Origin of the sequence: Viridibacillus soli, from assembly GCF_016612995.1 — a bacterium.
Taxonomy (GTDB): Bacteria; Bacillota; Bacilli; order Bacillales_A; family Planococcaceae; genus Viridibacillus; species Viridibacillus soli.
On sequence record NZ_JAEOAH010000022.1, the window covers coordinates 1 to 15,102 of the forward strand.

Annotated in this window: 13 protein-coding genes and 1 pseudogene; 8 read left to right on the plus strand and 6 right to left on the minus strand. The window is 37.1% G+C overall.

The features are described 5' to 3' along the window. Positions 1-405: 405 nt before the first annotated feature. On the minus strand, positions 406-609 hold the full coding sequence (locus JFL43_RS13890) for a YheE family protein (protein WP_100795951.1): 204 nt from the start codon (positions 607-609) through the stop codon (positions 406-408). Between the two features lie 69 nt (positions 610-678). Between JFL43_RS13890 and JFL43_RS13895 the strand changes: the two genes are divergently transcribed. The 3 genes from JFL43_RS13895 (at position 679) to JFL43_RS13905 (ending at position 2,673) form a co-directional block, all read left to right on the plus strand. Then, entirely contained in the window at positions 679-1,068 is a 390-nt protein-coding gene (locus JFL43_RS13895) for a ferritin-like domain-containing protein (RefSeq protein WP_200749501.1), read from the plus strand. Between the two features lie 96 nt (positions 1,069-1,164). Further along, a complete protein-coding gene (locus tag JFL43_RS13900) occupies positions 1,165-2,307 on the plus strand; it encodes a DUF445 domain-containing protein (protein WP_200749569.1) in 1,143 nt (380 codons plus the stop codon). A 21-nt stretch (positions 2,308-2,328) separates the two neighbouring features. Next, on the plus strand, positions 2,329-2,673 hold the full coding sequence (locus JFL43_RS13905) for a YlbF family regulator (protein WP_100795954.1): 345 nt from the start codon (positions 2,329-2,331) through the stop codon (positions 2,671-2,673). A 68-nt stretch (positions 2,674-2,741) separates the two neighbouring features. Here JFL43_RS13905 and JFL43_RS23215 read toward each other — a convergent pair whose 3' ends face one another. Both JFL43_RS23215 and JFL43_RS13915 read right to left on the minus strand, forming a co-directional pair. After that, positions 2,742-4,037, minus strand: a complete 1,296-nt coding sequence (locus JFL43_RS23215; protein ID WP_200749502.1) for a protoglobin domain-containing protein — start codon at positions 4,035-4,037, stop codon at positions 2,742-2,744. 339 nt (positions 4,038-4,376) lie between these two features. Further along, positions 4,377-5,456, minus strand: a complete 1,080-nt coding sequence (locus tag JFL43_RS13915; RefSeq protein WP_200749503.1) for a CdaR family transcriptional regulator — start codon at positions 5,454-5,456, stop codon at positions 4,377-4,379. 126 nt (positions 5,457-5,582) lie between these two features. Between JFL43_RS13915 and JFL43_RS13920 the strand changes: the two genes are divergently transcribed. The 5 genes and pseudogenes from JFL43_RS13920 (at position 5,583) to JFL43_RS13940 (ending at position 10,038) form a co-directional block, all read left to right on the plus strand. Next, positions 5,583-6,719: a glycerate kinase gene (locus JFL43_RS13920; protein WP_200749504.1), complete on the plus strand. Its 1,137-nt coding sequence runs from the start codon at positions 5,583-5,585 to the stop codon at positions 6,717-6,719. A gap of 6 nt (positions 6,720-6,725) precedes the next feature. Next, a pseudogene (locus JFL43_RS13925) lies at positions 6,726-7,165 on the plus strand (GntT/GntP/DsdX family permease); the annotation flags it as partial. A gap of 333 nt (positions 7,166-7,498) precedes the next feature. Further along, positions 7,499-8,317, plus strand: coding sequence for a DUF2785 domain-containing protein (locus JFL43_RS13930; RefSeq protein WP_234447794.1), 819 nt, complete (start codon positions 7,499-7,501; stop codon positions 8,315-8,317). A gap of 157 nt (positions 8,318-8,474) precedes the next feature. Continuing rightward, positions 8,475-9,083 carry a hypothetical protein gene (locus tag JFL43_RS13935; RefSeq protein WP_200749506.1) on the plus strand — a complete coding sequence of 203 codons (609 nt, stop codon included), beginning with the start codon at positions 8,475-8,477 and terminating at the stop codon, positions 9,081-9,083. A gap of 166 nt (positions 9,084-9,249) precedes the next feature. Next, positions 9,250-10,038 (plus strand): HAD family hydrolase, encoded by a 789-nt coding sequence (locus JFL43_RS13940; RefSeq protein ID WP_200749507.1) that lies wholly within the window; start codon positions 9,250-9,252, stop codon positions 10,036-10,038. Positions 10,039-11,028: 990 nt separating this feature from the next. On the opposite strand, the gene JFL43_RS13945 is transcribed toward JFL43_RS13940, so the two are convergent. From JFL43_RS13945 to JFL43_RS13955, 3 genes are all read right to left on the minus strand, one after another. Further along, positions 11,029-11,388: a CHASE3 domain-containing protein gene (locus JFL43_RS13945; RefSeq protein WP_200749508.1), complete on the minus strand. Its 360-nt coding sequence runs from the start codon at positions 11,386-11,388 to the stop codon at positions 11,029-11,031. 407 nt (positions 11,389-11,795) lie between these two features. Continuing rightward, positions 11,796-13,382, minus strand: coding sequence for a phosphoglycerate dehydrogenase (gene serA, locus JFL43_RS13950; protein WP_200749509.1), 1,587 nt, complete (start codon positions 13,380-13,382; stop codon positions 11,796-11,798). 1 nt (position 13,383) lies between these two features. Further along, the gene (locus JFL43_RS13955; protein ID WP_200749510.1) at positions 13,384-14,541 is read right to left on the minus strand and encodes a pyridoxal-phosphate-dependent aminotransferase family protein; all 1,158 of its coding nucleotides are present in this window, start codon (positions 14,539-14,541) and stop codon (positions 13,384-13,386) included. Positions 14,542-15,102 lie beyond the last annotated feature (561 nt).

Here is a 15,102-nt window from a genome sequence, read left to right on the forward strand (position 1 = left end):
TGCTCGCGACGTTTCAGCCGGGCGCTCAAAGTCAAAGAGTGACTTTGGCTTCCGTCTTCCAACGTGTTTCGCCGTTGGAAGAGCGCCTTCAGTATTAAGTGTATCCAGCTTCAGCGGCCAGCCCCTCGAGGTCGTTTCCGTCTCCTCGGACAAAAGCTGAAGTGATGCTTTTGTTTCAGGCCCGCACGATGCGGGTCACGCAGTCGTTGCCACAGGATGTGGCTGTTCCATTGTCCAACGCTTGTCGGGGCTAGACGGGCCGCTTCAGCATTTAGATAAGATATCCAGCTTCAGGCGCTAACGGCTCGAGGTCGTTTCCATTCTCTCGGTCGAAAACTGAAAAGACGTTTTCGATTCGAGAATTCCAACGCTTGTCGCCGTTGAACGAGCGCCTTCAGCATTTAGTTAGTCATATACATGATAAAGCATCAACTCGTGTACCATTTTCTTAACGGTTTCTTCATCTTGCGGTACTAGGCTTGTCCAGATGATAGTGCCGTTTTTTTGGTATTCTCCTTCGTAGCGTTGGTGCTTGTAGAAGAAGGAAATTTGCCAGCCCGGTAGTTGTTTATTTTCGAACAATGATTTAAAGCTGAAATGTTGAATCATATGCATACCCCTTTCATAGTGCTGGCCCTCTACGCATATAGTGTGAAAAAGCGTATGGGAGATGGCGTTATGTTTGAAGAACAGTTGAAGAAAGCGATTCAAGATGAATATCAGTCATATTATTGGTACAAATCGATGCTCGAATTAACGAAAGACCCGACATGGAGGTCCTATCTCGAGCGCATGATCACGGATCAGAAGTGCCATTACGAAATGTTCCAACAGCTTTATTATATGCTGACGGAGAAATATGTTCAAAAATTAACAAAGAAGCCACCATGCAAGGATTTTAAGGCGTGTGTAAAAGAGGCGCTTGGGAAAGAGCTGGAGGCAACGGATTTATACAAGGAAATGTTCTTAAACGTGCCGATTGAGCAAGGGCAATATCCATTGTTTATTGCGATGCAGGATGGAATGGAGCATGCAATCCGCTTTTCAACGATTTACAATGCACTATAAATAGGATGAAATCCCTAACTTCAATAGCTATTAATTCTCACCTACTGGACTGTCTGTTATAATGTAGGAGAGTTTTTGAAGAAATGGGTGAAGTATATGGGTGCTTTCGTAACAATACTATTTATGGCAGCAATTGGAGCAGTCATTGGTGGATTTACGAATCATTTAGCAATTAAAATGCTATTTAGACCTTATAAAGCAATTTATATTGGTTCTTGGCGATTACCTTTTACACCGGGCTTAATACCAAAACGTCGAGATGATTTGGCAAGACAATTAGGGAAAACAGTTGTGAATTATTTACTCACACCTGAAACATTCCGCAAAAAGTTCTTTTCAAATGATATTCGTTTGAAAATTGAACAATGGTTAAATGATAAAATTGCAACAAGCGTATTTACAAATGATAAAACGATTAATGACTGGCTACAACAAGCTGGTGTTGAAAATTTCCATATTACCGTGGAAGACAAAGTAGACGAATTAATCGTAGATCAAGTAGATAAAGTGAAAAATGTGTTATCTACAAAAACGGTTCGAGAGCTTTTACCTGAAAGATGGCAAGACAAGGCAAATACAAAAATTCCAGATATCGCACGTTATATTTTAAACAAAGGCGATGTTTATTTTGAATCAGATGAAGGTTATCAAACGATCAAACGATTAATGGACGATTTCCTTGATACAAAAGGAACGCTTGGTGGCATGATTCAAATGTTCTTAGGTGATTCATCATCACTTGTTAACAAAGGGCAAAAGGAAATAAAGAAATTTCTTAATGCTGAAGGCACATTTGTGCTAGTATCGAATATGCTAACGAATGAGTGGGTTAAATTACAAGATCAAACGATTCCCCAACTCATTGGCGAATTAGATTTCAATTCAACAACAAAAGCGCTTCAAGGCTATGTGAAGAATGAATTACAAATTCAGGAACGTTTAGATCAGCCGATCGTACATTATTGGGCAAATGGTGCCGAGTGGATGCAACAAAATGTTGTACCACAGATAGTGGAAAACGCTTTTGTACAAGCAGAAGTAAAGTTAGAAGATGTTTTAAAACGATTGAATTTAGAAGAAGTTGTACGCGAACAAGTGGACACTTTCCCTGTGGAGGTACTTGAGGATTTAGTGCTGGGCATTTCAAAACGTGAATTTAAAATGATTACCGTACTAGGCTTTGTTCTGGGTGGCATCATCGGGGTTGTTCAAGGAATTGTCGTAACAATTTTTAATTAAAAGTGAAGGTAGGATAAAAAAATGATTAATATTTATAATGACATTAACAAATTAGAAGCAACATTCCGTCAAACAGCAGAATTTGAGGCTTTAAAGGCTGCTGTTGCAGAAGTGAAAAATGATTCAGAGGCACTTTCATTGTTCCAAAACTTCCGTAAAGTGCAATTGAACCTACAAGAGAAGCAAGCAAAAGGTGAGCAAATTGAAGAAGATGAGATAACATATGCTGGGAAAACGGCACAACTTGCTCAACAAAACGAAAAAATAGAGAAAATGCTACAAACAGAAATGGCCTTAAGTGGTTTAATTGAAGAAGTAAATCGCATTCTTATCAAACCAGTTCAAGAACTATACGCAGAAATCTAATCATATATACAAAATGTGAAAGTTATTTAAAACCTCGTACTGACAATTGTCAGTACGAGGTTTTATTATTACATAGCAGTTAGATTTTCGGATGCACTATGGATGCGTTTAGAATTTTGCTGAATAGAATTTAAGCTTTTATTAATATCACACACACCTGTAAATAAATCGCTATTGCGCTTTTTTAGCTGGTGCATGAGTTTTACGATTTGCGTAAAGGACGTATCTGTAGCTAAAACTTGAGTACAAGATTCATTAACAAGCAGCTGTAATTCTTGTGAAGTCATAGTAATTGTAATTGTTTTGCTATTTGTTTCAGCTAAAATGAGATCAACTTCTGCTAAAGAGGATTTAGTGCTTTCAGCAAGTTTTCGCACCTCACTTGCTACTACTGCAAAGCCATTACCATGTTCGCCCGCACGTGCTGCTTCAATTGAAGCGTTAAGTGCTAGCAGGTTTGTTTGATTGGCAATTTGTGTAATAATTTGAGAAATGTTTGTTATTTTACTATTTAACTTATGAAGCTCGTCTACATTCTGTGTGATTGCTATCATTGTATCTTGTAACTTTTCGCTATTTTGTTCTGTCATTTTCAAGCGTTGTTGTTCCTGGAGTGCACCATTCATAACTTGACAAGTCAAATCAGTATTATCACTAGATAGTTTCTCTAATGAGCTAAGAACTTTCGTCATTTCGACAATATCATTTGCTGTCTCAGATGTAACAGCACTAAGGGAGACTGAATTGGAGTGGATAATCTCCATAATTTCTGACTTTCGCTCATTTTCTTTTGTAAGCTCCTCTTGATGTTGTTTTTCGTATGCTTCTAACACAATTTGCTGCTCAAAATTTAAAGTTTTGGCTATCGAATTTAAAATTTTGAATTGCTCAGTATGATTAAACTTAGTTCGTTGAACAATTGAGAAAAAGCCATTAAGCAGATCTTGGAACGCACTCATATACCATTTTGGCTCTAACCCAATTTTAGCGTGAATAAAGGCGATTCTATAACGTTTCTCCATAAAACTTTCATCAATTTGTCCATCAAACATTTCTGAAATATGTTTCTTCAATGCTTTTTTTAAACGGTCAATTGAGCTATTATGATCAATAACTCTTCCAAGCGAATCTTCCTTCTCAAGATTTTCATAGAACTTTGCTACAATGGATTCAATGTTTTCGATTAGAATAGGTTTCATAACGCGTAGGATGGCTAAGTCATTTTCTGTTAATTGAATCATGTCCATCTGATTATAAATGGAACGATCGAGAGATGAAGAAATTTTAACACCTCCTATTTTTTGTAAAATTAATGAGTCTAGAGATTCGTTTTTGGTTACAGTGTTTCTTGATAAAAAAGACACAGTAATCTCTCCTTTTCTAGTATAATAAGCTTATTATAAGGTTTTTCTTACTTATTTGATAGTTAAATGTGAAAAAGGGGAGATTCTTATATTCAAGTCTTTGTATTAATGGAGACTGGGCGTTGGGCTTAATTGTGGTGTCTCATGTAAACTTGTGAATGCATCAACAGGTAAGATTACGCTACTCCATCACCCTGAAGATCCTGTAGTTTATATTAAAATATTTGGAGACGTTATCGATAAAAAGCTAACAATTCTTGATGAACTCTATAAAGAAGAACTAGAACTAATATAAAAAAATAGGTAAGCAACCCCGATTAAGAGGATGCTTACCTATTTTTATTTATTTTTTAACCATAGTGCAATTTGTAGTATAATGGCGTCCTGGAAATTGGCGGGGTCATAACCGGTTGTTTCATGTATTTGATTTAAGCGATAAGTAAGTGTATGTCGGTGAATCCCAAGTTCTTCGGAACAGATTGTGAGCTGTTGATTATTTGAAAAATACACAACCAACGTATGTATTAGTTTATTATTTAAATCTTTTAATACACGGCTTGTGAAATGCAAGGCTTCTTGGGAATCACTTTTTTTCAGTAAAGAAAAAATTTCAACCTCTTCAAAAAAAATAATGGACTTTTTCTTGTCACCGTACTCAATGGCGTTTTTCGCAGTTTCATAAGAGTAAGATGCTTTTTCTAATGATTGTACAGGCTGACCGATGCCGATTCTGACGTTAAAATATTTTTTTAGTTGAGTTAACAACATTGTTATTTTACGTTTAATCGCTTTAGTATCCATACCAGATACTAAAATAAAATGCTCGTTCAATTGATATCTACCAAAGATAACAGATTCATGAATAAAAAAATCTTCCATATGTTCGACAAAAGATTGGTAGGCCATTAATGTTGCCTCAACATCTAACGTAATCGCATAAAAGGGTGGTGCATAAAAGAAGCCTATTTTATATAAACGTTCTTCCATTACTTTTTGCAAGGGCTGCTGATTCATCAAATCTTGGAAAATCGTCTCACGCATTTTACGTTTCCATTCGCTTTGTGAGGCTATAAGTGCTTGGTGTACCATCATTTCAGTTGTTAACTGAACGAGTGTGGCTACTTCCACAATATCATCTGGGTTTCCAGTAATACCAATTACACCTACAAGCTCATTTTGAAAGAAGATAGGTAAGTTAATACCAGGCTTTGCATTTTGGAAAAGATGGTTGTTTTCCTCTGTAATAATGAGCGCTTTTTCTGTTTTTGCAACAATTCGGGCCCCTCCATGAATACTTTCTACACGCAACCGATCTCCGGAAGCCAAGATCATTCCGTTTGTATGCACAACGTTTATATTGCGGTGTAAACGTAACATCGTCTGTTCCACAATTTGGTTTGCTAACTGTTTTGATATCATACTTTTCCTCCGCAGTGTATAAAAAAAAACTATTATAATATAAGGATTTATACATTAAGTATAATGCAAAACATTGGATTTATCACTATAATTTGTATAAGCGCTTTATTTACAGGGGGGATTGCTATGAAAATCGTTGTCAGTCCAGATTCTTTTAAAGGTTCTCTTACAGCTACAGAAGCGGCTAGAGCAATGGCAGCAGCTATTCAAGATATAAATGCAGAAATTGAAACTGTACTATTACCTGTAGCAGATGGTGGTGAAGGTACACTAGAGCCGCTAGTGGAAGCCACAAAAGGTCAAATTATTATTGTGCAAGTACATGATCCGATAGGTCGACCTATTGAAGCTGAATACGGTGTTTTAGGAGATGGAGAAACTTGTGTTATTGAAATGGCGAAGGCGTCTGGTTTAACGCTTTTGACTAACGATGAAAGAAATCCTCTGATTGCTTCGACTTATGGAACAGGGGAATTAATATGTCATGCACTAGATGCTGGTTACCGTAAATTCGTCATTGGTATTGGGGGAAGTGCTACAAATGATGGTGGTACTGGCATGCTTCATGCGCTAGGTATGAAATTTTTAAATGTTAATGGGTACGATTTAGAACTTGGCGCAGGTGCACTAAGTACACTTCATGGAATTGATGCTTCGGCATTTGATGAACGGATTCAAGCATGTCAATTTGTTATTGCATGTGACGTTGATAATCCATTTGTGGGGACAAATGGAGCAACTGCGATTTTTGGGCCGCAAAAAGGTGTCACACCTGATATGGTTCAACAAATTGATGATAATTTAACGGTTTTAGCGAATAAAATCGAAGCAATGACAAGTGTCGCATTACAAAATAAACCAGGTGCAGGAGCAGCTGGAGGACTAGGTGGAGCATTTTTAGCTTATTTTCCAGTCGTATTAAAGCCAGGGATTGAAGTCGTTATGACAGCAATTGATTTTCACGGACAAATTAAGGGAGCGTCATTGATTTTAACGGGGGAAGGGAAATCTGATTTACAAACACTTTCAGGGAAAGCACCAATCGGTATTGCTAATGCAGCGAAAGAGCTGCAAATACCAGTCGTATTAATTTCTGGTTACATAGACGAAGGTAGTCGCGCGCAGTTATCCGAACATTTCTTGGCGATGGCAAGCGTTGCAAATGAATATATTACACAACAAGAATCGATCCAACATGCCTCAATCCATTTAAGAAAAAGGACTTATGAAGCGGTCCAAAACATTATCAAAAAAATATTATAGGGGTAAGCACCTGTTCTGTTAATTACTGTAACAGGTGGGGTGGCGCTCTTGGTACAATTATTAAAAATACAGGTGTAGCAGAAATTTTACAAAGCATGGATCTTGGCGTTTTCGAAAGCGGTACATTATTCTTACTAGTACCATTCTTAATCGCAGCAGCTTTAAAATCAGCTCAAGGTTCATCAACTGCAGCAATAGTTATTATATCTTCTTTAATTGCACCGATGCTACCAACTCTAGGTATTGTAGGAGCACTTCCATTAGCATTAGTTGTGATGGGCGGGTGCAATGACAGTTAGCCACGTAAATGACAGCTTCTTCTGGGGAGTTACACAATTCAGTGGCATGTCAGTAATAGATGCTTACAAAGCACAACAATGGCAACACTTTTACAAAGAATTACAACATTAGCGGTAACGATGATTCTTTGGTTACTATTAGTCTAAAAAGTAGAGAAAACAATGAAGTGGGTGCTACTTACTACGATTTGTCCGTTGCAAAAGGTGTATATAAAAAGGCGGAAAAACAATGATTGATGTGAAACTGTGAAATGGAATAATAATTAAAAATAGCTCTTAAGCAAATGCAGATGGAATTGCTTAAGGGTTTTTCTATTTTTATGAAGAAGCTTTATTAACCAGGTGTTAATTCTTAAATGAATTTATATATACATATTAGGACATAGAAGATTAATCATGAATAGCAGTGCTATTGAATATATTAGATATGTAGTTCGATAAGGGGATATTACCGCTAAAGGGGGTGCAGCTGTGAGTGAAATGGAATTAAAAAATCTGTTGTTAGAGCTGCAAAATGATCAAAAAAATTGGGCTGAAGTAGCTGAGCAACAGTTTGTTTTTTCGATGATGGAGCATATTGGATCAACGGATAGTGAGCTTCGAGATGAATTGGTTTATCAAGCGTTTTGGCGACTAATTCATGACCGACATTTATCGAATGAACTCATGAATGATATGTTGAAAACTGCGCTTAGTGATGTGTATTTATTTTATGAAATTGGTGAAAAGGGAGTGGATAGCGTATTTAAACGCTCCTTCACAACATTATTAATCGCATTAATATTAAATCAGGATTTACAACATTCATTTTTGACAGATGAAATGATTGAAAAGGTGAAGGACAAACTAGTGGCGTATTTAGATTTAGAGGAGGATATAAGGGGGTATGTTACTGACAAGGGCTGGGCACACAGCGTTGCACACACTGCTTATGCCATTGATGAACTTGTGAAGAATCCCAAGTTAAAAGTAGATGACTATGATGATATATTCCAATCATTAGTGAATAAAATATTTACTTCTAAAGCGGTTTATATTGCGGGCGAGGACGAACGGGTCATCACACCTATATTTACGATGATTGAAAATGGCTTATCTATTGATATAGCTAAGGGGCTTTTTGAGCGAATTCCTCCATTTTTGTCAAAGCAAAAAGAGAAAGCGACTACTAAGAAATTTATTATTCTACAAGCAAACTGCAAGACGTTTTTGAAAAGCTTTTATTATATGGCATCTACTGATAGAAAATATTCTTTTATTGAGCGGAAGATTGAGCGTTGTTTAACTGAAATTCGATGAAAAATAGCTTGGATCGCCCATTTGATAGTTGAAGAGCTGAAGTACTGGACAGCAATAGAGTGAGTGAGTACTAATCTTTTCTTATATAAATAAACTAAAATGCCTACCTTTATTATGGTACAATATTAAGAACAATGTGTACGGAAGGTAGGAATTTATGGATATCAAAAGGTTACTAGCAGGTGGATTAATCGCTAGTGCATTAGTGGTTGCAGGTTGCTCACCTGATGGCAAAATAGAGAATAAGCAACAAGACAAAAGTGATGTTGCAGTAGATAAAGGTTTAATGAATGTCGAAATAAAAGTCCCAGCTTCATTTTATGAAGGTGAAGATATAGATGCAATTATTGCAAGTGCAAAGGAAGATAAGGAATATAAAGAAGTGAAAAAGAACAGTGACGGCTCTGTAACATACATTATGTCACGGAAGCAGCACACTGCTCTTATGATAAAAAAGAAAGAATCTACAGCCTCGAACGTTAAAGAAATTGAAGAGGATTCTGAAACTCCTTCTGTTCAAAAAATCGAATATAATAATAACTTCTCAGAGTTTACAGTAGTTGTAGATAAAGAGGAGTTTGAAAATAGCTTTGATAGCACTGCGGTCTTTTCTATAGGCTTTATAGGTATGTTATATCAAGTCTTTGATGGTACCGCAGAGGAAGATATGAAAGTGACTGTCAAAATGAAAGATGCCAAGAATGGTAAAGTTTTCGATGAAACTATTTATCCCGATGCATTGGATGAAATTGGTGAAGAGAAATAAGCGATTTATATGAGGTCATTAGCGAAGTATTACAAGCTAATGACTTTTATTATTGTATGGTTCAAATGGTCGTATTAATTTGAGCAAATTTTGTAATTTGATGATGGAAATATGCTAGGATAATGATAATACATAAACTTTTATTGTGATGAGGGAGACGATTGTTTTGACGATTCGAACGGTAATTTTTGACTTAGATGATACTTTACTTTGGGATAAGAAAAGTATTGCGACTGCATTTGAACTTACTTGTAAAAAGGCCGCAGAGCAGGTGGCGGTAAATCCTTCCGAGCTTGAAGTGACAGTGAGAGAAGCGGCTCGCAATTTATATGCCTCTTACCCAACATATGATTACACACAAATGATCGGTATTAATCCTTTTGAAGGGTTATGGGGAACATTTGACGATCCAACAAATGAATTTCAACAGTTAAAAGCTATCGTTCCAGCATATCGCAAAAATTCTTGGACAGTAGGATTAGCTAAATTAGGTATAGATAATGCAGAGCTTGGTGCAGAATTAGGTGAATATTTCATCGAAGCGCGTAAGCAAAGTCCTTTTGTTTATGAAGAAACATATGAAGTATTGGATGCATTAAAAGGAAACTATAAATTAATTTTATTAACAAATGGTTCGCCAAGTTTACAACATACGAAATTAGAAATCACACCAGAAATCGCACCTTACTTTGATCATATCGTCATTTCAGGTGATTTTGGTCGTGGCAAACCAGATGCCTCTATTTTCGAACATGTTTTAAAAATTGCAGACATCCAAGCAGATGAAGCAATTATGGTTGGCGATAATTTGATGACGGATATTTTAGGTTCATCACGTATCAACATGCGCTCAGCTTGGATCAACCGTGAAGAAAAAGCACCAGTTGAAGGCGTTACACCAACATATGAAATTGAATCATTACTCGAATTGCTACCACTGCTTAAAACAATCTAATATTTATGGGAGCTTCCTAATTTAGGAAGCTTTTTTTGAAACTTTCTCTTGAGCAGACGCGTTGTTTATGAGAGAGGAGAATAATGTAAATGAAAAAGAGGTTAAAGGATCCATTATTATTGATAGCTAGTATTTTGACCATTGTTATTATTGTGTATCGCACTACTTGATTCCATTAAAATAGATGATTTAGGCTACTTAATTGTCGGGGTTTTAGAGACATGGGTAGTCTTTTTTATTATTGGAGGCTGAGTCATAGAAGGTGGAGGCTGAGTCATAGAAGCTGGGTGCTGAGTCATAGAAGAAGGAGGTTGAGTTATAGAAGCTGGGCTGAGTCATAGAAGGTGGAGCGTGAGTCATAGAAGCTGGGTGCTGAGTCATAGAAGGTGGAGGCTGAGTCATAGAAGAAGGAGGTTGAGTCATAGAAGCTGGGTGCTGAGTCATGGAAGGTGGAGCGTGAGTCATAGAAGCTGTGCTGAGTCATAGAAGGTGGAGCGTGAGTCATAGAAACTGGAGGTTGAGTTATAGAAGTTAGAGCGTGAGTCACAAAAGTTAGGCGCTTACTCATCAGCTTTAGTAGATAGTCTTTCTAGGCTAATTCTATTTTTTGAATTTTAAGCTCATAACAGTTAATTTTTTTTTTGTGAATATGGGGTAGCGTACTCTGGAGGGGATATAAGACTTGGGCTAGGTGGAGTTAATGCCGGTAATAAGGTTAGTTTCCAGTTTTATAATACTAAAACTGGTGCTATGTATCCAAGCACTATTGATAATACAAATGGCACTACAGAATTTCCAGACTTTTGTTTTACGAAAATAGATGCTAATCCGTTTGTTGACAGCTCAGGTAAAGCTTATTTTTATTTTTTACTTTCTTGTAACTCAATTGTAAATGGATTGAAATTGTTATCTTCTGAGATAGTATTAACAATATTTTCTATATCTTCTTTTGTTTTTTATCTTTTATATCAACACCATACATTGGAAGTGTTAGGTTTTTTTGTCTACCGAATAGATTGTGTATGCAATACCTCCATGAGGATCGTATCCATTTTCTTTTAGTGCATTTATAATTTTTTCGGATAACTCAGTTTCAGTTATTTTCTCATTAATTTCTTCAATTTCTTTTAATTCTTCTTGGGTAACTTGGGTAGCTTTAGGAGTTTCTTTTGCATAAGAATGATTATAAAAAATAACGATGCCTCCTGTAATTAATAGAAGAGATAAAACAAAAAATATTATTTTTGTCTTTTTTATATTTATTCCTCCTTTGTGACGACTATAGTAATTAATATGTATGAGATATAAATAAAAGTCATTTAAAACAAAAAATATATGGGGAAGTTTCAACGGTAAATCACAAGACCAAAGGACGAGAATTTAAGGAGTGGACACGTACAAATGATTTGCACCCAAAAGTGATCTGCTCAGCTTGAATTTCAAGAGTCTTTGCTCATTTAGGATTATTTTTCTAAAAAAAAACTACGCCACACTTTTTGGTGTGGTGTAGTTTAGTAGATCGAGCCCTCCAACGCTTGTCGCCGTTGAACGGGCCTTCAGCATTTAAATAAGATATCCAGCTTCAGCGGCCAGCCCCTCGAGGTCACTTCCATTTTCTCGATCAAAAGCTGAAAAGATGCTTTTGTTTCAGGCCCGCACGATGCGGGTCACGCAGTCGTTGCCACAGGATGTGGCGTCTTAGACTGTGTTCTTTTTTCCAGTGCTTGTCGGGGCTGAACGGGCCGCTTCAGCATTTATTATAGATCAATAGTTTTCGCATCAAAGATATTTTCTTGTTCTTTTAGGAAGTCGACGTTTTCGATGTGGTTATCTACTGATAACATCATGATTGCTTCTCCACCTTGGTTAGAACGACCAACCTGCATTGTTGCGATGTTGATATCTTTTTGTGCTAGAAGTGTACCAACACGGCCGATTGCACCTGGTTTATCGGTATGTTTGATAAATAGTAAGTGACCTTCTGGTACTACATCGATTACGTAGTCGTCTACTTTTACGATACGAGCGCCAAGGCCGTTTAATAGAGTTCCTGTTACTTTATGTGTTTCGCTAGCAGTCACTAATTCAACAGCGATAGAGTTTAAGAAACCTTTTGATGTTGTTGTTTTGTGTTCGTTGATTTTAATTGTGTTGCGTTCTGCTAAGAAGCGTGCGTTCACGTTGTTTACGTGGTTACCTAGATTACGTTTTAACAAACCTTTAACAGTGTTGTTCGTTAATGGACGAACGTCGAAACTAGCTAGTTCACCAGCGAAGTAAAGGTTGATTTCTTCTACTGCTTCATCAGATAGGCGAGAAACGAAGGCGCCTAATTTTTCACCAAGATCGAAGAATGGTTCGATTTTTGCGATGATGTCTTTTGGAATAGAAGGCATGTTCACAGGGTTGCGAACTGTTCCAATGTTGAAGTAGCTAAGGATATCATTACTTACGTCAACAGCAACAGATTCTTGAGCTTCAATTGTAGAAGCACCTAAGTGTGGTGTTGCAATTACTTGTGGTAAGTCTAATAGACGGTTGCCTACGAATGGTTCTTCTTCCATTACGTCAAGAGCTGCACCAGCTACTTTACCAGCAACGATTGCATCGTATAATGCTTCTTCATCGATGATTCCGCCTCGTGCACAGTTGATAATGCGAACATCGTCTTTCATTAATGCGAAGATGTCTTTGTTGATCATATGCTTTGTTTCTTTTAAAAGAGGTGTATGCACTGTGATGAAATCAGCGACTTTTACTACGTCTTCAACTGATCCGAAGTCGACACCTAGTTTTTCAGCTTTTTCAGCAGTTAAGAATGGATCGTATGCAATAACGTTCATGCGGTTACCTTTTGCACGGTGAGCCACTTCTTGTCCAATACGTCCGAAACCGATGACACCTAATGTTTTGTTTTTTAATTCAACACCGACGAATTTTTTACGATCCCAACGGCCTTCTTGTAATGACATATGTGCATGTGGAATATGACGAGCAAGAGACATAATCATTGCAGTTGTATGCTCAGCAGCAGAGTTTGTGTTACCGTCTGGTGCATTAACTACGATAATTCCTTTTTCAGTAGCAGCATCAAGGTCGATGTTATCTACACCAACACCAGCGCGGCCAATTAATTTTAAATTGTCAGCAGCTTCAATAATGTCACGAGTAACCTTCGTTTGGCTACGTACTAATAAAACGTCGAAGTCCTTAATTTTAGCTTTTAATGCATCCGGTGTTAAACCAGTTTCAATGACGATGTTTAAATCTAATTCTTTCTCTTGGCGAAGAGGGTAAATACCATCTTCGCTTAGTGGATCGCTGATTAAAATATTGATAGCCATATTAGTTGTTCGCTCCTTCAAGATACACTTTTTGTGCTGCTGCTAAGCCTTTACCAAGTTCGATATCTTTGCCAATTTTCACTAGTGCTATTTCGATTGCAGCTAAAGTTTGTAAAACATCAGTTGGTGCGCAGTAGCCCATGTGACCAACGCGGAAAATTTGTCCTTTTAAGTGTTGTTGACCGCCAGCTACAGATAGGTTGAAGTCGGTTTTTAGTACTTTTCGGAACGCTTCAGCATCAAAATCAGCTGGTTTAACTGCTGTTACTGTTGGAGAAGCATCAGCATCTGTTGTGAATAATGGAATGTCTAGTGCTTTAAATGCTGCACGTGTCATATCACGCATTAAAGCATGTCGTTTGTATGCTTCTTCAAATCCTTCAGCTTCAAGGTTTTTAAGAACTTGTTCAAGTCCGAATAGTAAAGATAGTGCAGGTGTGAATGGTGTTGTATCTTTTTCTAAGTTGTCACGGTATTTTGTTAAGTCTAAGTAGAATCCTTTTTTAGGATTAGTTTCGATAACTTTCCAAGCGCGATCACTTACACCGATAAAGTTTAAGCCTGCAGGAAGCATGAATGCTTTTTGTGAACCAGTTACTAGAACATCAATACCCCACTCGTCCATTTTCGTTTCAATGCCACCCATGCAAGATACGCCATCAACAATAACTAGTGCTTCAGATACTTCATGAACGGCTTTCGCTAAATCGCCAACTGGGTTAATAACACCTGTTGAAGTTTCGCAATAAGTTGAGAATACAGCAGTAATATCTTGATGCTCTTTTAAGTAATCTTGTACCGCTGTTGGATTTAACGCTGTACCCCATTCAACTGCAAATTCTTCAACGTCAATTTGATACGCTTGGCAAATTTTTGTGAAACGTTGACCGAATACACCAGTTGCTACAACTAACACTTTATCGCCAGGTTTTACAACATTGACGATTGCAGCTTCTAAACCTGATGTACCACTACCTGTAATCATTAGAACATCTTGTTCTGTACCGAATACTTTTTTCAAGCCCGGTTTAATATTTTGAATCATTTTAGATGTTTCTGATCCTCGGTGGCCAATCATTGGTTGTGCCATAGCGCGCTCTACGCTTGGTGGAATTGGAGTTGGACCTGGAATTCGTAATAGTTGATAATCTTGTAACATGTTAAATCTCCTCTCTTATTTGGAAAAAAATGTTTTAATAAAATATAAAAAGCCTTCCGTCCCTTACATAAAATAAATGTAAGGGGCGAAAGGCTAAATTAACAGACGCGGTACCACCCTTGGGTTACTGCCCACTAAAACGGACAGACTTTGCTATATGCGTAACGTGCATGATTCGTATAGGCATACTTTGGAATGTTCAACCTATCTATTCGGGAGTGGAACTTGCCGCTGAAACCGCTAATTTTCACCAACCATTAGCTCTCTAAAGATTTCAAAATCGGGAAGCATGTCTCCGTCATCATATTTTTACTATGTTTTAAATTTAAATCAATATTAATGCTATATTCGGTTAATGTCAACATTGTTTTGAAAAAATAACAGAAAACAAGTTAGAAGAAGATAATACTGCTCGAAATACGAATAAATTCAACTGAAACGGAATTATAATTCGTGTTTTTGGAGTGTACAATATACGCTTCATTTTCACGTGTTATGATCTAATATAAAATGAATAATAGGTGTTTATTTATTGTTAACTACAAAATAAGGAAGTGAATG